The organism is Halomonas sp. SIMBA_159 (assembly GCF_046536035.1).
GTDB classification, from domain to species: domain Bacteria; phylum Pseudomonadota; class Gammaproteobacteria; order Pseudomonadales; family Halomonadaceae; genus Vreelandella; species Vreelandella venusta_A.
The window spans coordinates 1-278 of record NZ_JAWJBT010000400.1; the positions used below are offsets into that span (position 1 = coordinate 1).

1 protein-coding gene is annotated in these 278 nt (G+C 37.1%); it reads left to right on the plus strand.

Going from position 1 to position 278, the window contains the following annotated elements; all coding sequences use genetic code 11:
- A partial coding sequence (locus R0J87_RS19780) for a hypothetical protein (protein ID WP_498888391.1) occupies positions 1-189 on the plus strand: 189 nt, incomplete at its 5' end.
- Between the last annotated feature and the right edge of the window lie 89 nt (positions 190-278).

Here is a 278-nt window from a genome sequence, read left to right on the forward strand (position 1 = left end):
ATGCATTGGATGATGTGGATTTTCTGGGGATTTTTTGGAGCTTTGTTTATCGGGAGTTATATTGTGGACCGATTGACCAAAAAGAAATACAGCTTAGACCGGAAAGGCAATACCTTGAACCAAGATTCAGCTAAAGCAGATGCGCTAAGGCAAGCCGGACGCAATAATAATGAATCGGGCATGTTTTAACTTCAACAACTGAAAGCGTAAATGAAACTGAAAAAGAAAATAAAGCATAGTAGACTTATAGGTTTTTAGAAAAAGTGATTGACAATGAT